Raw genomic sequence first — 19,692 nt, forward strand, 5'->3', positions numbered from 1 at the left:
GTCAGCCGACGGCGCGCACGACCCCGTCGATCACCTGCTGCAGGTGCAGTGCGCGGCGGGCGTCGACCGGGAGGTCGGTGCCGTCGGCGATCGCGGCCTCGAGGTCGTCGAGCAGGGCCCCGAAGCAGGCGACCGCGTCGGCCGGGCGGCGGTCGAGGACGTGGCGGCCGCGGCCGTCCGGGCCCATGCCCCCGGCCAGCGCCACCTCGAAGTCGGTCGGGTCCACCGGGATCCGCAGCGACAGCACCACCGAGCTGCGCGCCCCGCCCGCGTGGACCAGGCCGAACCGCCACAGGTCCGGCTCGTCGCGGTGGCCGTGGTCGACGCCGGTGACCGGGCCGAGCGCGGCGTCGAGGAGGTCGACGACGTGCGGCCCGACGTCGAGCAGCGCGCCGTGCTCGGCCCGCCACGCCGACGCCGCGAACGGGCCGCCGAGCAGCGCACCGGACAGCCAGCGGGCGGTCGCGGTCGTCCCGGGGCCGCCGGCGCCGTCGGGCACGGTGTCGAGCCAGGCGCGGATCGCCGGGTCGAAGCGCAGGGTCAGCATCGTCGCCGACCGGACCCCGGCGGCCCCGACCGCGGCGGCGGCCCGGCGGGCGGCGGGCAGGTCGGCGGCCAGCGGCTTCTCCAGCACCACGTGCTTCCCGGCCCCGACGACCGTCTCCAGCAGCCCGGCCTGCACGGCGGGCGGGACGGCGAACGCGACGGCGTCGCAGGCGTCGAGCAGGGACTCCACCGAGGTGTGGACCGGGCCGCCGGAGATCGCGGCGACCTCGGCGGCCGCCTCCGGCCGCCGGGCCCACACCCCGGCCGCCGACCAGCGCGGATGCGCGGCGATCGCCGGGGCGTGCACCGCCTGCGCCCACGGTCCGGCACCGAGCAGTCCGATACGCATGCGGGCATTGTCACGCACTCGACCACCCCGGAGATGACCTAGGGTCCGGCCATGAGCGTTGATCCGGCGGCGCAGCCGGTCGAGCCGCGGCCGGCCGCGACCGTCCTGCTGGTCCGTGACGAGCCCACCGGCGGTGACCTGCAGGTCTTCCTGCAGCGACGGGTCACCGGCATGGCGTTCGCCGGGGGCATGACCGTGTTCCCCGGCGGCGGGGTGTCCTCCGGCGACACCCCCGACCCGGCCCGCTGGCGGGGCCCGGAGCCGTCGCAGTTCGGCACCCGGTTCGCCCAGCCGGCCGACCTGGCCGCCGCGCTGGTCACCGCGGCCGTCCGCGAGACCTTCGAGGAGTGCGGCGTGCTGCTCGCCGCGCCCGCCGGGTCCGAGCCCGGCCCGATGAGCGGTGCCGCGGGCTGGCGCGACGAGCTCGTCAGCCGCCGCGCGACCCTGCCGGAGCTGCTGGCCGAGCACGACCTGGAGCTGCGCGCGGACCTGCTGGTGCCGTGGGCGCGCTGGATCACCCCGCCGCGCAACCCGAAGCGCTACGACACCGCGTTCCTGGTCGCGCGCGTCCCGGACGGCCAGGTCGCCGACGACGCCACCACCGAGGCCGTCGAGGCCCGCTGGTGGACCCCGGCCGAGGCCCTGGCCGGCTACGACGGCGGCGACCTGAAGCTCATGCCGCCGACCCTGCGGACCCTGCAGGAGCTCGACCGGCACGACACCGCGGCCGAGGTGCTGGCCGCGGCCGCGTCGCGGGACATCGAGCCGATCACGCCCGAGGTGCGGCGCGAGGGCCGGGTCGTCACGATCACCCTGCCCGGCGACCCCGACTGGATCTACGAGGAGGCGACCCGGTGAGCCACCCGCACTACGGCGCCCTGCGCACGGCGCACCCGCTGGCGTCGGTGCTGCTGCAGGACAACCCCGGCCCGATGACGCTGGACGGCACCAACACCTGGGTGCTCGCCGCCCCGGACTCGGGTGACCGGATCGTCGTCGACCCGGGCGAGGACGACGGCGTCCACCTCGAGGCGCTGGCCGACGGCCCGCCGGTCGCCGCGATCGTCCTCACCCACCGCCACCACGACCACGCCGGCGGCATCGACCGGTTCGTCGAGCTGACCGGGGCGCCGGTGCACGCTGCGGACCCGTCGCTGGCCTCGGGCACCGACCCGCTGACCGACGGCGCGGTGGTCGCCGGCGGCGGTGTCGAGCTGAGGGTGCTCACGACGCCGGGGCACACCTCGGACTCGGTGTCGCTGCTGCTGCGCGGCCCGGGCGACGACGGCACCGCCCTGCTGGCCGGTGACACCGTCCTCGGCCGGGGCACCACGGTGATCGCCCACCCGGACGGCGCGCTGGGGCCCTACCTGGACTCGCTGCGCCGGATCGCCGAGCTGCCGGCCGGTACCCCGCTGCTGCCCGGGCACGGTCCGGAGCTGCCCGACGCCGCCGAGATCGCCCGCCACTACCTGGCCCACCGCGAGCAGCGGCTGGAGCAGGTGCGCGCCGCGCTCGACGAGCTGGGGCCCGGTGCCTCGGCGCGCCAGGTCGTCGAGGTCGTCTACGCCGACGTCGACACCTCGCTGTGGGACGCGGCCGAGCTGTCCGTCCGCGCCCAGCTGGACCACCTGCGCGACTGAGGCTCAGGCCGCGGGCGGGGCGCCGTCGTCGTCGCCGTGGGCCTCGACCCACTCCTCCCGGAAGCGGCGCAGGAACTCCTGCAGCGCAGCGTGCCGCCGCTCGCCCAGCTCCCGGCCCGCCGCGGTGCGCAGCTCGCCGCGCAGCCGCAGGAGCTTCTCGTGGAAGTGCGCGACGACCGAGCCGGTCGGGCCGGACCGGTAGCCGCCGCCGTCGACGCCCGCGGCCGGGTCCCACAGCGGCTCGCCGATCGCGCCGCCGTAGGCGAACGCGCGGGCGATCCCGGTGGCGCCCATGGCGTCGAGCATGTCGGCGTCGTGCAGGCACGCCGCGATCCGGTCCGCGGTGGGCGCGCCGGGCTCGGCCCCGAACGAGTAGCGCCCGGTGGCCTCGACGGCGTCCAGGACGGGCTCCCAGAGGACCTCGTCGATCTCCGCGCGGCGCAGGGCGTCGCGGGCGTCGTCGCGGACCTCGGCCGGGGCGACGACCCGCCCGAGCCGGGCCTCGGCGGCGCGGTGGTGGTCGTGCACGTACGCGGCGACGGCGGCGACGAACCCGTCGAGCCCCTCCCGCGCCGCGAGCCGCGCGGACAGCCCCGCGACCCGGTCCAGGTGGGCGAGGTCGTGCGCGACGTCGGCGCCCGCCATGTCGTCCGCGACGACGTCGCGCAGGCGCCGCAGCCCGGCGCCGCTCGGCGCGCTCACGCCGGGCTCCCGACCGCGGCGGCCCGCGGGTCGGTCGCGGCGACGCTGCCGCGACGCAGCCACAGCAGCCCGGCGACGAGCAGCCCGAGCACGCCGCCGGCCGCGTACCCGGCCGGCCCGACGGCGTCGATCATGACGCCGGACACGGCCTGACCGGCGGAGACGCCGAGCACGGCGGCCATCACCATCCAGTTGAACGCCTCGGTCGCCGACCCCGCCGGGGCGGTCTGCTCGACGCCGAGGGAGTGCGCGGTGACCTGCGGGGTGATCAGCGCGCCGGCCACCATCATCACGACGGCGAGCAGCGCCAGCGAGCCGACCGGCGAGACCAGGCCCATCGCCGTCACCAGGACGGCGAAGCCGCCGAGCAGGACGGGCAGCCGCACGTGCAGCGGGCGCGGCCACGGCCGCAGCCCGTAGACGACACCGGTCAGCACCGAGACGACCGACCACAACGACAGCAGCACGCCGCCCGCCGCGGGGGACCCTGCGAACGCGGTCGCGGCGATCACACCGACCTCGGCGGTGCCCGCGACCAGCCCGAACCCGAGCGACGCCAGCGCCACCGTCCGCAGCCCGGGCCGGCGGAACACCCCGAGCAGGCCCGCCTCGACGGCGAGCGACCCGTCGGCCCGCTCGGCACGGATGCGGGCCGACCGCCGTCGCACGGCCGCGGTCAGCGCGAACCAGGTGGTCCCGACGATCTCCGCCGCCGCCGCGACGACGAGCGCCGTCCCCGGCCACGGCGTGGTCACCACCAGCACCGCGGCCAGCGCGGGCCCCAGGACGAAGAACGTCTCCAGGCTGATCGCCTCGTAGGTGTAGGCGGCCTCGCGGCGCGGCCCCGCCGGGGTCAGGTCCGACCAGAGGGCCCGCGAGGACCCCTCGAACGCGGGCGTCGCGAGCCCGGTGAGCACCGCCACCGCGACGGTCACCGGCAGCGCGGTCCGGCCCTCGATGCTCAGCACGAGTCCGGTCACCGCGACCAGGTAGACCGCCGCCAGCACCAGCATCGGCCGGGTGGGGCCGAGCCGGTCGAGCAGGCGCCCCTGCAGGACGGTGCCGACCGCCGTCCCGACCAGCAGCGACGCCGACACCGCACCGGCGACGGCGTAGGAGCCGTGCAGCTCGCGGACGTAGAGCAGCGTCGCGAGGCTGTGCATCGCGATCGGGAACCGCCCGATCACCGACGCGCAGACCGGCGCGGCCGCCCCGGGCGTACCCAGGGCGGCGCGGTAGTCGGACAGTGAGGCGGCCACCCGCCCAGCATCACACGGTCTGGTACGGGCGTACCAGCGGGTTCTGCCGGGTCAGCGGGCGCGGCGGGCCAGGCGCTCGGGCTCCAGGATCAGCACGCTCTTGCCCTCCAGCCGCAGCCAGCCGCGGTGGGCGAAGTCGGCGAGCGCCTTGTTCACGGTCTCGCGGGAGGCGCCGACGAGCTGGGCGATCTCCTCCTGCGTGAGGTCGTGGGTGACCCGCAGCAGGCCCGACTCCTGGGAGCCGAACTGGCGCGCGAGCTGCAGCAGCGACTTCGCGACGCGGCCCGGCACGTCGGTGAAGATCAGGTCCGCGAGCATGTTGTTGGTGCGGCGCAGGCGGCGGGCCAGCACGCGCAGCAGCTGCTCGGCGATCTCCGGGCGCTTGCCGATCCACTCCCGCAGCGCGCTGCGGTCCATGGTGAAGCAGCGCACCTCGGTGACCGCGGTCGCCGAGGAGGTGCGCGGGCCCGGGTCGAAGATGGACAGCTCGCCGAACATGTCCGACGGGCCGGCCACCATGAGCAGGTTCTCCCGGCCGTCGGGGGACTTGCGGCCGAGCTTCACCTTCCCCCCGGACACGATGTAGAGGCGGTCACCGGGCTCGCCCTCGGAGAAGATGACCTGCCCACGGGAGAACTCGGCGGTCTCCAGCGCCTCGGCCAGCGCCTCGGCGGCCTGGGGCTCGACACCCTGGAAGATCCCGGCCCGGATCAGAACCTCGTCCACTGCAATGCTCCTCGTTCACCGGCCGCTGTCGTCACGGCGGGTTGTCGGCGCGTCAGTGTAGAGGTCTTCGCCACACACGCGCGCACCACTGGCCCGATCGGATTGACATCCGATCGGGTCCGTTCACCCGGACGATCTTGTCAGGCGGACGGGACCTGGCTGCGCCGCGCCCCCCGGCGCCGCCGGTTGCGCAGCCGGAACAGCTCCAGCGCGCGGCCCGTACCGGACCGGAACAGGGCCCGGACCTCGTCGGGCCGGGGCTGTTCGAGCATCTCGTCGAGCTCGTCCTGGCGCACGGTGGACTCCCTCAGGCGGGACTCCACACGCTCCATGCCGAGCGCGAAGAACATCACGAGCAGCGGGACGAGGACGCTCAACCAGGCAGTCATGGCACTTCCGATTCTCCCGTACGGATTCGTACGCCGCGCCGCGGGGGGTAGCCGCGCCGACCGGTTCGTGACGCGTTCGTGACCTGCCCGGCCGTTCGCCGCACATCCGCCCGGCCGCCGGGGCCGTCCGGCGGGCCCGCGCGCCGGGCGGGGCGCCGGACGGGCCGGCCGCGTGGTGCGACACCGCGTCACGACCGTCGGTCCCCACCCGTACCCTCGGTCACGTGAGCACCTCCGCCGGACGGACGCCGCAGACCTCGCAGCCCGCGCGGCCCAGCCGCCGCGCCGCTGCGGGTCTCGCCGCACGGGTCGCGGCCGGGGAGAGCCGGATCGGCAGGGCCCGCCGGGTCAACCGCATCCTGCGCGCGCTGGCGGAGGCCTACCCGCACGCGCACTGCGAGCTGGACTTCACGACCCCGCTGGACCTCGCGGTCGCCACGATCCTGTCCGCCCAGTGCACCGACGAGCGGGTCAACCAGGTCACCCCGGCGCTGTTCGCGCGCTACCCCACCGCCGCGGACTACGCGGGCACCGACCGCACCGAGCTCGAGGAGATGATCCGCCCGACCGGCTTCTACCGGAACAAGGCGACGTCGCTGATCGGGCTGGGCGCCGCCGTCGTCGAGCGGCACGGCGGGGAGCTGCCCGCCACGCTCGACGAGCTGGTGAAGCTGCCGGGGATCGGGCGCAAGACCGCCAACGTCATCCTCGGCAACGCGTTCGACGTCCCCGGGATCACCGTCGACACGCACTTCGGACGCCTGGTGCGCCGCTGGGGCTGGACGACCGAGGAGGACCCGGTCAAGGTCGAGCACGCGATCGGCGAGCTCGTCCCGCGCCGGGACTGGACGATCGTCTCCCACCACGTGATCTTCCACGGCCGCCGGGTGTGCCACTCGCGCAAGCCGGCCTGCGGGGCGTGCACGCTGGCCGCGGACTGCCCCGCCTACGGCCTCGGCCCCACCGACCCGGCGGAGGCCGCGGCGCTGGTCAAGGGCCCGGAGCGCGAGCACCTGCTGGGCCTCGCCGGCATCGTCCCCGGCGGGGACGGCCGGTGACCCGGACCGGCGCCTCCCGCTCCGAGATCGTCTCGACCGTCGTGGTCGTCGTGCTCGTCGCGATCGCGGTGTGGGCGCTGTGGCCGTCCGGGTCCGGGTCCGCGCCGGACGCGGCCGGCCCGGGCACAACGGCCGCCGCCGACCGTCCGGAGAGCGACCCGGGTGCCGCCGACCCGCAGGCGCTCGCGGCCGCGCGGGCCTCGGCCCGCCTGCAGCCCTGCCCCGCCCCGACCGGCGCCGCACCCGCGGGGCCGCTGGCCGGGATCACGGTCCCCTGCCTCGGCGCCGACGGCAGCACCGACCTCGGCGCGGCCCTGGCCGGACGGCCGACGCTGGTGAACTTCTGGGCGTCGTGGTGCGTGCCGTGCCGCGAGGAGCTGCCCGCCCTGCAGGCCTACGCCGCCCGGCCGGGCGCGGTGCCGGTGCTGACCGTCGACGTGCAGGACGACCCGGTGACCGCGCTGCAGCTGGCGGCGCGGCTCGGGGTGCGGCTGCCGGCCGTCACCGACCCGCAGCGGGCCGTGCGCCGGGCGCTGGACGCGCCGCCGCTGCTGCCGGTGTCCTACGTGTCCCGTGCCGACGGCGGCCTCGCGATGGTCGACCCGCCGGTCCCGTTCCGCACCGCCGACGACGTCGCGGCCGCCGTGGAGCGGCTGCGGTGAGCGTGCTGCCGGGCGTCCCGGCCGTCCCCGATCCCGACCCGGCGGCCGCCCCGGCGGAGCTGCGCCCGCTCGTCGACGGCGCGCTGGGGCTGGACCCGGCGTGGTTCGGCGCGCGCCGGCAGGCACCGGCCGGTCCCGTCCCGCGACGGGCGTCGGTGCTGATGCTGTTCACCGCGGGCCCCGACCCGGAGGTGCTGCTCACCGAGCGGGCCTCGACCCTGCGCTCGCACGCCGGCCAGGTCGCCTTCCCCGGCGGGCGGGTCGACCCGACCGACACCGGCCCGGTGCACGCGGCCCTGCGCGAGGCGCGCGAGGAGACCGGGCTGGACCCGGCCGGGGTCGTGCCGCTGGCCGTCCTGCCGGAGCTGTTCATCCCCCCGACCGGCTTCCTGGTGTCCCCGGTGCTCGCGCACTGGGCGGCCCCGTCCCCGGTCCGGGTGGTCGACGCCGGCGAGGTCGCGCGCGTGCTCCGCGTCCCGGTCGGCGTGCTGACCGACCCCGCCCACCGCTTCACCGTGCGCGGCCCCCGCGGGCACACCGGACCCGCGTTCCGCTGCGCGGGCCTGGTGATCTGGGGGTTCACCGGGGGCCTATTGTCCGCGCTGCTGCACCGGTCCGGCTGGGAGCGTCCCTGGGACGCCGGCCGGATCGAGGACCTCGACGACGCCTGGGCGCGCGCCCGGGACACCGACCAGGGAGGAGCCCGGGTGAGCGACCACGGCGTGGTGGACCGGTGAGCATCAGCTGGGTCGACGTGGTCGTCGTCATCCTGGCGCTGCTGGCCGCGGCGTCGGGCTGGCGGCACGGGGTGGCGGTGGCGCTGCTGTCGTTCGTCGGGGTGCTGACGGGCGCGGTGCTCGGGCTGCGGCTCGCGCCGCTGCTCGCCGCGCAGGTGGAGTCGCAGCAGGGCAAGGTGCTGCTGGGCATCGGCGTCGTGGTGCTGCTCGTCGCGCTCGGCGAGGCGACCGGGGTCTACCTGGGCCGGTTCATCCGCGACCGGATCCGCGGCGAGGGCACGCTGAAGGTCGACTCGGCCCTCGGGGCCGGGGTGCAGGCCGTCGCCGTGGTCGTCGCCGCGTGGCTGATCGCGCTCCCGCTGTCCTCGACGAGCTTCGCCACCCTGACCTCGGGCCTGCGGGACTCCCGCGTGCTGGCCGGGGTCGACGAGGTCATGCCCGACCAGGCGCGCAAGCTGCCCGCCGAACTGCGCCAGCTGCTCGACGACTCCGGCTTCCCCGATGTGGTCAGCCCGTTCTCGCGCACACCGGTCGCCGCGGTCGGGCCGCCGGACTCCGCGCTCGCCCGGTCCCCGGTGGTCACCGAGGTCCGCGACCGGGTGCTCAAGGTCCGCGGGCGCGCGCCGTCGTGCCGGCGCGCGCTGGAGGGCACCGGGTTCGTCGTCGCCCCGCAGCGGGTCATGACGAACGCGCACGTCGTCGCCGGGACCTCGAGCACCACCGTCGAGGTGACCACGGCGAGCGGGCGCACCCGCCAGCTCGACGCCGACGTCGTGTTCTACGACCCCGAGGTCGACGTCGCGGTGCTCGCCGTGCCCGATCTGGAGGAGCAGCCGCTGCAGTTCAGCCCGGACCCGGCCCGCGTCGGCGACGACGTGATCATCCTGGGCTACCCGCTGGACGGCCCGTACACGGTGACCCCCGGCAAGATCCGCGAGCGGATCCGGCTGCGCGGCCCGGACATCTACGAGCAGGGCAGCGTGCTGCGCGACGTCTACACCGTCCGTGCGGTGGTCCGCTCCGGCAACTCCGGCGGCCCCATGATCGCGCCGGACGGCCGCGTCGTCGGCGTGGTGTTCGGTGCGGCCCTGGACGACTCGGAGACGGGCTTCGTGCTGACCGCCGAGCAGGTCGCCCAGGCGCTGAACGTGGCCGCGAGCGGTGCGACGGCGTCCGCGGACACCGGGAGCTGCGCCTCCTGATTCCCAGGATGCGGGACACGCTGGCCGTATCGTGGGACGATGCTTAGCGTAGACACATGACCGTCGCCGACGTGACCCGCACCCGCCGACGCTGGCTGGTGCTGGCCGTCGGCGTGTTCGCCCAGACCGCGGCGTGCTCGTTCGTCTACGGCCTGCCCTTCGTCGTGCCGCTGCTGCGCGACACCGCCGGGCTGTCGCTGGCCCAGGTCGGCGCCTACGTCGGCGCCCCCACCGTCGGCCTGCTGTGCACCCTGGTGCTGTGGGGCGCGGCCGCGGACCGGTCCGGCGAGCGCGGGGTCATGACGATCGGGCTCGCGGTGTGCGCCGTCGCCGTCGCCGGGGCGGCGCTGCTGCCGCTGGGACCCGGGCCGGTGCTGCTGGTGCTGCTCGGTCTCGGCGGGGCCGGGGCCGCGTCGGTGTTCGCGGCGAGCGGCCGGATGGTGATGGGCTGGTTCGCCGCCCACGAACGCGGGACGGCGATGGGGATCCGGCAGACCTCGCAGCCGCTCGGCGTCGCCGTGGCCGGGCTGACGCTGCCGACCCTGGCCGCCGCCGTCGGGCCGTTCCGGGCGCTGCTGCTGCCCGCGGCGCTGTGCGTGGTCGCCGCGGTGCTCGTGGCGACGCTGGCACCGGACCCGCCGCGCGCGCCGCGGCCCGCGGGGGCCGCGCCGGAGCGCTCGCCGTACCGGACGGCGGTGCTGTGGCGGGTGCACGGCGCCAGCGCGCTGCTGGTGGTCTCGCAGTTCGCGGTGGCCTCGTTCGCCACCGAGTACCTGGTCCGTGAGCAGGGCTGGCACGTCGCCGCGGCGGGCGCGTTCGTCGCCGGCGGCCAGATCGCCGGTGCCGTCGGCCGGATCGCGACCGGGGCGTGGTCGGACCGGGCCGGATCCCGGCTGCGCCCGATGCGCCAGGTCGCCCTGGCCGCGACGGCGGTGCTGCTGCTGTTCGCGCTGGGCGACGCGGTCGCCGGGTGGCTCGCCGTCACGATGCTCGCGGTCGGTGCGGTCGTGACCGTCGCCCCGAACGGGCTGGCGTTCACCAGCACCGCCGAACTCGCCGGGCCGTCCTGGTCCGGGCGGGCGCTCGGGGTGCAGAACACCGGGCAGAACGCCGTCGCCTCGGTGGTGCCGGTCGCGCTCGGCGCGCTGGTCGGGGCGACCGGCTACGCGGCGGCGTTCGCGATCGCGGCCGTGGCGCCGCTGGCCGCCGCGGCCGTGACCCCGGTCCGCGACGAGCGGAACGGGGCCCGGCGGGCGGAGCGGGTCAGCGGGTGATCGTCTGGTCCCGGCCGGGGCCGACGCCGATCGCGGACACCGGCGCGCCGGTGAGCTCCTCGATCCGCTGCACGTACGCCTGCGCGGCCGCCGGCAGGTCCTCCCAGGCACGGGCCCCGGAGAGGTCCTCGACCCAGCCGGGCATCTCCTCGTACACCGGGACGGCGTGGTGGAAGCCGGTCTGGGTCATCGGCATCTCGTCGACGCGGTGGCCGTCGACCTCGTAGCCCACGCAGATCGGCACCGACTCCAGCCCGGACAGGACGTCCAGCTTGGTCAGGAACACGTCGGTGATCCCGTTGACCCGCACCGCGTAGCGCCCGATGACGGCGTCGAACCAGCCGCAGCGACGGGCGCGGCCGGTGTTGACGCCGACCTCGCCGCCGGTCTTGCGGAGGAACTCGCCCATCTCGTCGTGCAGCTCGGTCGGGAACGGACCGGAGCCGACACGGGTGGTGTACGCCTTCAGGATCCCGATCACCCGGGTGATCTTGTTCGGGCCGATGCCCGAGCCGACCGAGGCACCGCCCGCGGTCGGGTTCGAGCTGGTCACGAACGGGTAGGTGCCGTGGTCGACGTCGAGCAGGGTGCCCTGCGAGCCCTCCAGCAGCAGCGTCTCGCCGCGCTCCAGGGCCTCGTTCAGCATCAGCCGGGTGTCGACGATCTTGTCGGCGAACTCCTTCGACTGCTCCAGGACGGTGTCGACGACCTCGTGGAAGTCGAGGGCGCGGCGGTTGTAGACCTTGACCAGGATCTGGTTCTTCAGCTCGAGGGCCGCCTCCACCTTCTGGTGCAGGATCTTCTCGTCGAGCAGGTCCGCGGCGCGGACGCCGACCCGGGCCACCTTGTCCTGGTAGGCGGGCCCGATGCCGCGGCCGGTGGTGCCGATCTTGGCCTTGCCGAGGTAGCGCTCGGTGACGCGGTCGATCGCCACGTGGTACGGCATGATCAGGTGCGAGTCGGCCGAGATCAGCAGGCCGGAGGTGTCGACGCCGCGGCGCTCCAGCCCGGCCTTCTCCTCGATCAGTGCCTCGGGGTTCACGACGACCCCGTTGCCGATCACGTTCTTCACGCCCGGGGAGAGGATCCCGGACGGGATGAGCTTCAGCGCGAAGTCACGGCCGTCGGGGGTGACCACGGTGTGCCCGGCGTTGTTGCCGCCCTGGTAGCGCACGACCCAGCCGAACTGCCCGCCCAGCAGGTCCGTCGCCTTGCCCTTGCCCTCGTCGCCCCACTGGGCGCCGATCAACACGATTGCGGGCATGTAAGAGACTCCAGTTCACACACGCTCGTCACGGTCGCGGGCCCGGGCGTGATTTCCGGATTCCGCGGCGAGGAGGGTACTCGATCAGTGGTTCCGACCGATCCCGAAGCGGTGCTCCTCGACTGCCTGCCGCAGCGGCGTCACCGTCTTCCCTTCCACGGTATCCGGCCCGGCTCGCGGCGGGAACGCCCACCGTCGTCGCTGGTGTCCGATCCCGCGGTGCGTTCGGTCACCGTGGGTCCACGCCCCGGCAAGGCCGAGATCGACGGCCTGCTCCCGGCCCGCCGGCTGATCGTCCACGGCGACGACGCCGACCTCGCCGCGGTGCTCGTGCGCCTGCTGCGCCGCGACGCGCTCGGCACCGAGGTCGCCTACCTGCCGGTGTCGCGACGGTCGCGCGCCGCCGTGAGCTGGGGGTTCCCGTCGTCGTTCGGTGACGCCGTCGCGCTCGCCCGGTCCGGTACCGCGCGGGACATGCCGCTCGTGCGCGACGACAACGGCGGCGTCCTCGCCGGGCGCGGCGAGATCCGCGACCTCTACGGCGAGGCCTACTGCGACGCGACGCGGGTGCTGCACGGCCGCGTGCGGTCGCTCGTCGTCGACGCGGGCCCGGAGGGGGTGCACGTCCGCGGCGGGCGCGGCGTGACCGCGGCGACCGGCCGGGCGATCCAGATCGGGACCACCGGCGCGACGCCCGTCCGCGACGGCGTCGCGCACCCGCGCGAGATCAAGCGCTGGGCCTGGTACAGGCACACCGAGCCGTGGCGGCCGGTGCTCCCGGGCTGATCAGCGTCCCGGGTCCTCCGGTGCGAGGACGGCGTCGGTGGCGGTGACCCCGACGTCGAACACCTCGTCGGTGGGGACGACGTAGCGGTTGCGGTGCTCCTGCCCGTCGCGCCCGGCGCCCATGCCGCCGGCCATCGGGCCGTAGCCGCCGGTGGCGCCGCGCGGCTCGACGCCGCGGGCGCCCGCCCACGTCTCGGCCTGCGCGGTACGCCCGCCGGGCACGCGCGATTCCGTCCCCCACGCCGTCCCGGGGCCCCCGCGGGAGCCCGGCAGATGCGGCTCGGTGGTCGGGCCGGGCCCCCGCCCGCCGCCCGGCAGGGGCGGGGTCGTGCGGCCGCCCCTGTACCGCTCGACGGTGCCGGGCCGCAGCAGCTGCTGCCGGCGGGACCGGTCGGCGAACTCGCGGGCGCGGTCGTCGCGCAGGGTCGTAGGGTCCGGCCGCGGGACCCGGGACCGATACGGCGACGGCGACCACGGGGCGCGGGCATCGCCGGGGTCCAGCGGATTCCGGGGCGCCGGGGGCGGGGTTCGCGTGTCCGCGCTCGTGGTGACCGGCGTCGGGACGGTCGGGGTCCCACCCGCGCCGCTGCCACCGGATCCCCCACCGCCGCCTGCGGAGGTCACCGTGGGCGCACCGCCGCCCCCACCGCCCGGTTCGAGCGCGCCGGGGCCTCCGCCGCCGTGCTGTCCGGCCGCGATCGTCGAGGGGATCGTCGTGCCGCCGGGCAGGGGGTCGGGTGCGGTGGACACCGGTCCTGCGGAACCCGGCGGAATGCCCGGGCTCCCTCCGACCTGCCCGGCCGGGGCGGGCGGACCAGCAGCGGCCTCGGTGGTGAACCGGTCGTCGAGATCGGAGGTCTCCGACTCGTACTGACGCAGCGCGCGATTGGCGGCCTCGTCGTTGACCTGGTTGCGCTCGGCGATGGTGACGTGGTCGGTGCCGTCGCCCTGCAGGGCCTGCCAGGCCTCGCTCAGGTTGTCACCGACCCGCTGGACCCAGGAGTACTGCGCCGGGTCCACGAAGTCGATCCGGGCCCGCATCCGTTCGAACGCGACGCCGTGGTCGACGATCCGCGCGGCGCCGTTCGCGGCCACGGTCGCAGTACCGTCGACGCCGTTCGCCGTGCGGGTGAGCGATTCCTGCGCCGCCTCGGCCGCAGGGCCCTGCCAGGAGATGCCGAGGTCGGCCATGCCGCGATCGAGGGTCTGCTTGGTCGTCGCCATGTCATCGACCAGTCGCCCCAGCCCGTCGGACGTCTGTCGGGTCGCCGCAGAGCCCGGCTTGCCCGTGATCCACGCGACCTTGGTCGCGAGGTCGTAGGCCTCGAAGTAGTTGCAGCGCGGGAGAGCCACGGGGGCACCGTCTACCGGTCGACCGTGGGCTGCGCAGGAACTGCTGTGGAACGCAGTGCTGCCACGTTGTCCGCCTCGACCAGGCCGTAGCCGACTGCCGCGGCTTCGAGTGCATCGCGCGCCCGGAACAGTTCTGTGAGATACGCGTGGTGCGTCGCCATGATCGAACCGATCTTCGGCTGGAACACCGATACCGCATCCCTCGACACCGGATCGTCCGCACACGGCTGAATCCGCCGGAGGTCCATCGCGCGTCCGAGTACTCTTTGCATCTCTTCGCATCGCGCATGAAGAAGTCGATGGACACCGACAACGTTGTCGCGGTCGATCTGCACCATCAACGCATCCGTCGCCCGGGTTCGAGGGTCCCTGAGAGTGTCCACGGGCGCGAGGCTAGGAGCCGCGACCCGCTCGCGGGCCCGTTCCCGCAGATCCCGTTCCGATAGCGAATACGGTCAGCCTGTCCCACGGAGGTTCTCGACGATCGTCGTCGCGACGGACGACGCTGCCGAGCACACGTCTTCGACGTGTTCCGGCCGTCCGGCCTCGGTCTCGAAGGTCGCCTGGGCCTGAACCCGAATACTGCCAACTTCCGACGTGTCGATGTACAGCTCGCATGTCGGTGCGGAATCCTCGAACGCCGTGCTGCGAACTGCTCCGAAGCCGGCCAGGGTCTGCACCACGACTCCGGGGGAGCCGACGAATACCGAAGCCGGCTGCTCGACGATCCGCAGACCGTAGTTGAATCCGGAGTCGTAATCGTTCCACAGGCATCCGGCGCCGAAACCTTCCTGAGACCTCGCTCCGGTCGGATCGCCCACTTCGACACCCAACTCGCCCTGCTGTGCGGGAGTGAGCGCGGTGCACGGATCGACCGATCCGACATCGATCTCCACCGGCCGCTCCGGGAACGGCCCCGCCGGCTCCGCCGCCCCACACCCCCCGAGCACCCCGACGACCACGACCAGCCCCAGAACCACACGCAGCACCGGCGCAGGCTAGCCCGCGCCCGTCGCGAACAGGCCGGAACGCTCAGGCCGCGGCGGCACCCTCGTCCGGACGTCGGTGGTAGCTGTCCACGTAGGTCTGCCCGGACAGGTCGGCGATCGCGTCCATGATCTCGTCGGTCACCGCCCGCCGGATCGCCGGCGCCCCCTCCAGCCCCTCGTAGCGGCTGAACTCCAGCGGCCGCCCGAACCGGATCTCGACGCGGGCCAGGCGCGGGATCAGCCGTCCGATCGGCTGCACCCGCTCGGTCCCGATCAGCCCCACCGGCACCACGACGGCGCCGGTCGACAGCGCCAGCGCCGCGACGCCGGTGTGGCCGCGGTGCAGACGGCCGTCGAGCGAGCGGGTGCCCTCGGGGTAGATGCCGAAGGCGCCGCCGCGGCGCAGCACCTCGCGGCCGGCGGACAGCGCGGCGAGTCCGGCGCGGGCGTTGCCGCGGTCGACCGGGATGTAGCCGAGCGCGCCCAGGAAGGCGGCCATCAGGCGTCCGCGCAGGTCACGGCCGGTGAAGTACTCGGCCTTGCCGAGGAAGGCGACCCTGCGCGGCGCGACCAGCGGGATGAACGCGGTGTCGACGGCCGCGCGGTGGTTGGCCGCGAGGATGACCGGGCCGGAGAGCGGGATCCGGTCCGCGCCGCGCACCCGGGGCCGCCACACGAGGCGGACGAGCGGCGCGAGGACGTAGCGGATGAGCAGCTGCACGGTGCACCCCGATCGGTGAGCGACGTCCACAACTCCGTGCAGGGGGACCCGACGTCCCGGCGCCGAACAGCGCCTGATTCTGCTCCGTGACCGGGTCGTGACGGAACCCCCGCCGCCCGATCAGCCGATGTGCGGGTCGGTGAGCTGCTCCCGCAGCGCGCGCAGGGCCTCGCTGCGGGTCAGGCCGGTCGCCTGCAGCAGGTCGACCGCGATCGAGCGGACCTGGGCGACGAGCACCGGCGCGGACACGGCCGGGGCGACCGGCCCGTCCGGTGGCCGGACGACGACCGCGCCGGGGTCGGCGAGGACCGGCGCGTGCTGCACGGCCTCCAGGATGGGCCCGCGGGCGCGGACGCGGTCGCCGTCCTGACCCAGCTCCGCGATGAGCGCCTCGACGGCGCCGGCGAGCTCGGCGATCGCGTCGGGCAGTCCCGGCGGGACCGGCTCGCCGTCCTCGATCGCGGTCATGGACCGGCGGGCGAGGACACGGGCGTTGCGGTGGGCGTAGTCGGCGCGCTCGGCCAGCGTCCGGTACCGGCGCAGCAGGGCCCGGCGGGGGCGGTGCAGCGGCGAGACCGTCGCGACCTCGCCCGCCGAGCTGACGGCCGTGCGGAGCTCGTCGACGACGGTCTGGGTGTCCCGGGCCCGGGCCAGCGCCCGCGAGGCGCTCTCGCGGTCGCCCTCCCGCAGCGCGGTCGCGGTCTCGGTGAGCACGGTCACCAGGTCGTCGAGGACCCGCCGCGCCACCCGCCGCACGATCCGCACCGGGTGCACCGGGATGACCGCGGCGATCAGGATCCCGGCGAGGCCGCCGATCAGGGCGTCGACACAGCGATCGATCCCGCCGGTCTCGCCGGGCGGCAGCAGCGTCGTCACCAGCACCGCGGACACCGCGGCCTGGTTGACGAACAGCGTGCCGCCGTCGGTGAACACGGCCACGACCAGCGCCAGCGCGACGACCAGCACCAGCTGCCAGATCCCGCCGCCGATCTGCGCGATGAGCAGGTCGCCGACGAGCACGCCGATGCTCACCCCGACCACCAGCTCGACGGTGCGCCGCAGCCGGGAGTTCAGCGACATGCCCAGGCTCAGCACGGCCGCGATCGGGGCGAAGAACGGCCGGGCGTGCCCGACGAGGTCACCGGCCACCCAGAGGGCGAGCCCCGCGGCGACCGAGCACTGCAGGATCGGCAGCCACGACGCGCGGACCCGCCGGGCCCCGGTGCGGCCGCGCGAGCGGACCCGGTCCCACGCGGCCGTCATCGCCGGGTCAGGACACGCCGAGCGCGGCGAGCGCCTGCGGGTCCGAGTCGGAGATCAGGGTGCGCAGACGCTCGACCTCGGGGGCCTCGCCGACGGCGTCGGCGGCACGCAGCAGCGCCCCGCAGGACCGCAGGAAGCCGCGGTTCGGCTCGTGCGACCACGGCACCGGGCCGAAGCCCTTCCAGCCGTTGCGGCGCAGCTGGTCCAGCCCGCGGTGGTAGCCGGTGCGGGCGTAGGCGTACGCGGCGACGGCCTCGCCGGCGTCGAGGGCGCGCTCCGCGAGGACCGCCCAGGCGATCGACGACGACGGCGATCCCGCCGCCACCTCCGACGGGTCCGTGCCCGCGTCCAGGTCGGCCGCCGCGGGGTCGACCGGCAGGCGCGTGGCGTCGGGCTCGAGCAGGTTGCCGTGCAGACTCATGACGCCATCCTGGCGCGCGCCCACCGGCCGTCGCCAACCGGTGGGCGCGCGGGAGGGTCTCAGAGGGCCTTGCCGGCCGACTTCAGCGACTCGCAGGCCTCGATGATGCGCTCGCTCATCGCGACCTCGGCCTTCTTCAGGTACGACCGCGGGTCGTAGACCTTCTTGTTGCCGACCTCGCCGTCGACCTTCAGCACGCCGCCGTAGTTCTCGAACATGTGCGCCGCGATCGGCCGGGTGAAGGCGTACTGGGTGTCGGTGTCGACGTTCATCTTCACGACGCCGTAGGTCAGCGACTCGTGGATCTCCTCCAGCAGCGAGCCGGAGCCCCCGTGGAAGACCAGGTCGAACGGCTTGGCGCCGGCGTCGAGACCGAGCTTCTGCACGGCGACCTCCTGGCCCTGCTTCAGGATCTCCGGGCGGAGCTTGACGTTGCCCGGCTTGTAGACGCCGTGCACGTTGCCGAAGGTCGCGGCCAGCAGGTAGCGGCCCTTCTCGCCGGCCCCGAGGACCTCGACGGTGCGCTCGTAGTCGCCCGGCGCGGTGTAGAGCTTGTCGTTGATGTCGTTCGCGACGCCGTCCTCCTCGCCGCCGACGACGCCGATCTCGACCTCGAGGATGATCTTCGCGTTCGCGGCCTCCTCGAGCAGCTCGGCGGCGATCTTGAGGTTCTCCTCGAGCTCGACCGCGGAGCCGTCCCACATGTGCGACTGGAACAGCGGGTTCTTCCCCTTGCTCACGCGCTCCTGGCTGATCGCGATCAGCGGGCGGACGAAGCCGTCCAGCTTGTCCTTGGGGCAGTGGTCGGTGTGCAGCGCGATGTTGACCGGGTACTTGTCCGCGACGACGTGCGCGAACTCGGCCAGGCCGACCGAGCCGGTGACCATGTCCTTGACCCGGGTGCCGGACAGGAACTCCGCACCACCGGTCGAGATCTGCACGATGCCGTCCGAGCCGGCCTCGGCGAACCCGCGCAGCGCCGCGTTCAGGGTCTCCGTGCTGGTCACGTTGATCGCCGGGTAGGCGAACTCGCCGCTCTTGGCGTTGTCCAGCATCTGGTTGTAGATCTCGGGCGTGGCGATGGGCACGGGCCTGCCTCCTCGTCGTCGGCGGTCGCTGCTCCGCGCAGCGCTCCTTGTCTCCGGGTGAGTATCACGTACCCGGTGGGCGGCGGGAGTCATCGTCGTCATGGGGCTGGTCTCACCGCGCCGGGCGCGGTGACCGGTAACGCTGCGAGGGCCGTCGGTGGTGGTCGCTAGGGTGGAACGCGTGGAGGAGGAGCGCGCCGAGAACGCCGTCGACCGGACGTTGGGCCGGTTGCGCGCCATCGACAGCCGTCCGGCCCCCGACGGGACCGGGCCGCACCCGTTCCCCGCACCGTCGGCCGCGGCCCCGGCCGACGGGCCGGGCGGATCCGGCGCGCAGGACGGGCCGGACACGCCGCTGACGCTGGCCGACCTCTACCGCGACCACCGCCTGCGTCTGATGCGCCTGGCGATGCTGCTCGTCGACATCCCGGCCACCGCCGAGGACGTCGTGCAGGAGGCGTTCACCGGGCTGCACCGGCACTGGTCGGGCCTGCGGGACGAGACGGCCGCCGTCGCCTACCTGCGCGCCGCCGTGGTGAACGGCTCGCGGTCGGTGCTGCGCCGGCGTCGCACGGCACGCGAGTACGTCCCCCCGCACGCCGCGAACGCGCGCTCCGCCGAGTCGCTGGCCATGCTGTCGGCCGAGCACCAGTCGGTCGTCGACGCGCTGGGCCAGCTGCCGCCGCGCCAGCGCGAGGTGCTGGTGCTGCGCTACTACGGCGGGCTCACCGAGTCCGAGATCTCCGAGGCCGCCGGCATGAGCCGCGGCACCGTGAAGTCGACCGCGAGCCGCGCGCTCGACGCCGTCGCCCGGATCATGGCCGAGCGGGCCGGGACCGAGGCCGTCCGCCGTCCGGGGGAGGCACGATGACCGGGCCCCAGCCCGCCGGGCGCGACGACGCCGCCCGCCGCATCGGCGAGGCCCTGCAGGCTCAGGCCCGCGGGCGCCCCATGCCGCCCCGCCCGGCAGGCGGTCCGCCGCCCGCGCCGCCGCGGATGCCCGGGCGGATCCCGCCGCCGGCGCCCCGGCCCGCGCCGCCGCAGCAGCGCCGTCCGGTGCCGCAGCCGCCCGCGCCGGAGCCCGCGCGGCCGCTCACCGGGCAGATCGTGTGGGCCGCGCTCGTCGCGCTGCTGGTCGGCGCGCTGCTCGGCGGCGGCCTGGCGCTGGTCTCGGTGCTGCTGCCCGGGGCGCTGCCCGCGCTGGGCTGACGCCCGGTTCGCCCGAGCTGTCCGTTCAGTCCGTTTCGGCTGGTGACGGGC

General features: G+C 75.2%; 23 protein-coding genes. 10 read left to right on the plus strand and 13 right to left on the minus strand.

Annotation, left to right across the window (positions count from 1 at the left end; translation table 11 throughout):
- Position 1: 1 nt before the first annotated feature.
- On the minus strand, positions 2-895 hold the full coding sequence (locus tag WJX68_RS12240; protein ID WP_340289820.1) for a Gfo/Idh/MocA family protein: 894 nt from the start codon (positions 893-895) through the stop codon (positions 2-4).
- Positions 896-946: 51 nt separating this feature from the next.
- On the opposite strand from WJX68_RS12240, the gene WJX68_RS12245 reads away from it, so the two are divergent.
- Together WJX68_RS12245 and WJX68_RS12250 are read left to right on the plus strand one after the other, a co-directional pair.
- Positions 947-1,753: an NUDIX hydrolase gene (locus tag WJX68_RS12245; RefSeq protein WP_340289822.1), complete on the plus strand. Its 807-nt coding sequence runs from the start codon at positions 947-949 to the stop codon at positions 1,751-1,753.
- Positions 1,750-2,538 carry an MBL fold metallo-hydrolase gene (locus tag WJX68_RS12250; RefSeq protein WP_340289824.1) on the plus strand — a complete coding sequence of 263 codons (789 nt, stop codon included), beginning with the start codon at positions 1,750-1,752 and terminating at the stop codon, positions 2,536-2,538. The genes WJX68_RS12245 and WJX68_RS12250 overlap by 4 nt, the downstream gene beginning before the upstream one ends.
- 3 nt (positions 2,539-2,541) lie before the next feature.
- Here WJX68_RS12250 and WJX68_RS12255 read toward each other — a convergent pair whose 3' ends face one another.
- From WJX68_RS12255 to WJX68_RS12270, 4 genes are all read right to left on the minus strand, one after another.
- The gene (locus WJX68_RS12255; protein ID WP_340289827.1) at positions 2,542-3,240 is read right to left on the minus strand and encodes an HD domain-containing protein; all 699 of its coding nucleotides are present in this window, start codon (positions 3,238-3,240) and stop codon (positions 2,542-2,544) included.
- Entirely contained in the window at positions 3,237-4,499 is a 1,263-nt protein-coding gene (locus WJX68_RS12260) for an MFS transporter (RefSeq protein ID WP_340289830.1), read from the minus strand. Before WJX68_RS12260 ends, WJX68_RS12255 begins: the two co-directional genes overlap by 4 nt.
- Positions 4,500-4,550: 51 nt before the next feature.
- Positions 4,551-5,225 carry a Crp/Fnr family transcriptional regulator gene (locus WJX68_RS12265; RefSeq protein ID WP_340289832.1) on the minus strand — a complete coding sequence of 225 codons (675 nt, stop codon included), beginning with the start codon at positions 5,223-5,225 and terminating at the stop codon, positions 4,551-4,553.
- 140 nt (positions 5,226-5,365) lie between these two features.
- Complete coding sequence (locus tag WJX68_RS12270; RefSeq protein WP_060714143.1) at positions 5,366-5,614, minus strand: hypothetical protein; 249 nt, start codon at positions 5,612-5,614, stop codon at positions 5,366-5,368.
- A gap of 224 nt (positions 5,615-5,838) precedes the next feature.
- Between WJX68_RS12270 and nth the strand changes: the two genes are divergently transcribed.
- The 5 genes from nth to WJX68_RS12295 are packed head-to-tail and all read left to right on the plus strand — an operon-like array spanning position 5,839 to position 10,547.
- Positions 5,839-6,672: an endonuclease III gene (nth, locus tag WJX68_RS12275; protein WP_422785695.1), complete on the plus strand. Its 834-nt coding sequence runs from the start codon at positions 5,839-5,841 to the stop codon at positions 6,670-6,672.
- Positions 6,669-7,334, plus strand: a complete 666-nt coding sequence (locus tag WJX68_RS12280) for a TlpA family protein disulfide reductase (protein ID WP_340289840.1) — start codon at positions 6,669-6,671, stop codon at positions 7,332-7,334. Before nth ends, WJX68_RS12280 begins: the two co-directional genes overlap by 4 nt.
- Positions 7,331-8,071, plus strand: a complete 741-nt coding sequence (locus WJX68_RS12285; RefSeq protein ID WP_422785696.1) for an NUDIX hydrolase — start codon at positions 7,331-7,333, stop codon at positions 8,069-8,071. The genes WJX68_RS12280 and WJX68_RS12285 overlap by 4 nt, the downstream gene beginning before the upstream one ends.
- Before the next feature lie 2 nt (positions 8,072-8,073).
- Positions 8,074-9,273, plus strand: a complete 1,200-nt coding sequence (locus tag WJX68_RS12290) for a MarP family serine protease (protein ID WP_340289961.1) — start codon at positions 8,074-8,076, stop codon at positions 9,271-9,273.
- A 56-nt stretch (positions 9,274-9,329) separates the two neighbouring features.
- Positions 9,330-10,547 (plus strand): MFS transporter, encoded by a 1,218-nt coding sequence (locus WJX68_RS12295; protein ID WP_340289842.1) that lies wholly within the window; start codon positions 9,330-9,332, stop codon positions 10,545-10,547.
- Here the strand turns inward: WJX68_RS12295 and WJX68_RS12300 are convergent.
- Positions 10,537-11,811 (minus strand): adenylosuccinate synthase, encoded by a 1,275-nt coding sequence (locus tag WJX68_RS12300; RefSeq protein WP_340289845.1) that lies wholly within the window; start codon positions 11,809-11,811, stop codon positions 10,537-10,539. The two genes, WJX68_RS12295 and WJX68_RS12300, sit on opposite strands and share 11 nt — an antisense overlap.
- Before the next feature lie 204 nt (positions 11,812-12,015).
- On the opposite strand from WJX68_RS12300, the gene WJX68_RS12305 reads away from it, so the two are divergent.
- Entirely contained in the window at positions 12,016-12,597 is a 582-nt protein-coding gene (locus tag WJX68_RS12305; RefSeq protein WP_340289847.1) for a hypothetical protein, read from the plus strand.
- On the opposite strand, the gene WJX68_RS12310 is transcribed toward WJX68_RS12305, so the two are convergent.
- The 7 genes from WJX68_RS12310 to fbaA all read right to left on the minus strand — a co-directional run bounded on the left by WJX68_RS12310 (position 12,598) and on the right by fbaA (position 18,432).
- Positions 12,598-13,950, minus strand: a complete 1,353-nt coding sequence (locus tag WJX68_RS12310) for a hypothetical protein (RefSeq protein WP_340289850.1) — start codon at positions 13,948-13,950, stop codon at positions 12,598-12,600.
- An 11-nt stretch (positions 13,951-13,961) separates the two neighbouring features.
- The gene (locus WJX68_RS12315) at positions 13,962-14,288 is read right to left on the minus strand and encodes a hypothetical protein (RefSeq protein WP_340289852.1); all 327 of its coding nucleotides are present in this window, start codon (positions 14,286-14,288) and stop codon (positions 13,962-13,964) included.
- Between the two features lie 117 nt (positions 14,289-14,405).
- Entirely contained in the window at positions 14,406-14,939 is a 534-nt protein-coding gene (locus WJX68_RS12320; protein ID WP_340289854.1) for a DUF3558 family protein, read from the minus strand.
- A gap of 43 nt (positions 14,940-14,982) precedes the next feature.
- Entirely contained in the window at positions 14,983-15,660 is a 678-nt protein-coding gene (locus WJX68_RS12325; RefSeq protein ID WP_340289856.1) for a lysophospholipid acyltransferase family protein, read from the minus strand.
- A gap of 120 nt (positions 15,661-15,780) precedes the next feature.
- The gene (locus WJX68_RS12330; protein ID WP_340289859.1) at positions 15,781-16,923 is read right to left on the minus strand and encodes an FUSC family protein; all 1,143 of its coding nucleotides are present in this window, start codon (positions 16,921-16,923) and stop codon (positions 15,781-15,783) included.
- A gap of 7 nt (positions 16,924-16,930) precedes the next feature.
- Complete coding sequence (locus WJX68_RS12335; protein WP_340289862.1) at positions 16,931-17,344, minus strand: DUF3151 domain-containing protein; 414 nt, start codon at positions 17,342-17,344, stop codon at positions 16,931-16,933.
- A gap of 59 nt (positions 17,345-17,403) precedes the next feature.
- Complete coding sequence (fbaA, locus tag WJX68_RS12340) at positions 17,404-18,432, minus strand: class II fructose-bisphosphate aldolase (RefSeq protein WP_340289864.1); 1,029 nt, start codon at positions 18,430-18,432, stop codon at positions 17,404-17,406.
- A 181-nt stretch (positions 18,433-18,613) separates the two neighbouring features.
- Between fbaA and WJX68_RS12345 the strand changes: the two genes are divergently transcribed.
- Positions 18,614-19,303, plus strand: coding sequence for an RNA polymerase sigma factor (locus WJX68_RS12345; protein WP_340289866.1), 690 nt, complete (start codon positions 18,614-18,616; stop codon positions 19,301-19,303).
- The gene (locus WJX68_RS12350) at positions 19,300-19,641 is read left to right on the plus strand and encodes a hypothetical protein (protein ID WP_340289868.1); all 342 of its coding nucleotides are present in this window, start codon (positions 19,300-19,302) and stop codon (positions 19,639-19,641) included. The genes WJX68_RS12345 and WJX68_RS12350 overlap by 4 nt, the downstream gene beginning before the upstream one ends.
- Positions 19,642-19,692: the final 51 nt, after the last annotated feature.

The sequence above is a fragment of the Pseudonocardia spirodelae genome, from assembly GCF_037727765.1.
Classification (GTDB): Bacteria; Actinomycetota; Actinomycetes; order Mycobacteriales; family Pseudonocardiaceae; genus Pseudonocardia; species Pseudonocardia spirodelae.